This window comes from Paracoccus sp. Z118 (assembly GCF_019061185.1).
In the GTDB taxonomy this organism is placed as follows: Bacteria; Pseudomonadota; Alphaproteobacteria; order Rhodobacterales; family Rhodobacteraceae; genus Paracoccus.
On record NZ_JAHQZU010000121.1, the window covers coordinates 1 to 508 of the forward strand.

Below are 508 nucleotides of genomic sequence, written 5' to 3' on the forward strand. Positions count from 1 at the left end.
ACGGCTGCGCCCCGGCTTCTGCCAACGGCTTCCTCGACTGGCTGCGGCGCATCGACCGCGCGCCCGATGCGCCGCTCGCGGTGCTGGGCTTCGGCTACCGCAGCTTTCCGGCCTTCTGCGCCTATGCCGAGGAAGTCGCCGCCACCGCCGATGCGAAGGGCTGGCCGCAGCTTCTTGCCTTCGACACCATCGACCGCCAGTCGCCGCAGGAGTTCGCCCGCTGGGGACGCGCGCTCGGCGCGGCCTTGGGGATTCCGTCGGAGTTGGTCCATCGGCCGGTGACACCCGCCAGCAACCCCCTCACCCTGATCTCGCGCCGCGATTATGGCGCCGAGGTGCAGGCTCCGACCGCGATCCTGCGCTTCGCGCGGCCCAGGCTCTCGCCGTGGCAGCGGCTCGCCGGGCAGGGATTTGCGCGCTGGCAGGCGGGCGATCTGCTGGGCATCATGCCCGAAGGCTCGTCCGTGCCGCGCTTCTATTCGCTCGCCTCAGGCTCGCGCGACGGTTT

At 71.5% G+C, this 508-nt stretch carries 1 pseudogene; it reads left to right on the plus strand.

Going from position 1 to position 508, the window contains the following annotated elements:
- Positions 1–508 (plus strand): annotated as a pseudogene (locus KTN05_RS17800) (N-acetylglucosamine transferase); the annotation flags it as partial.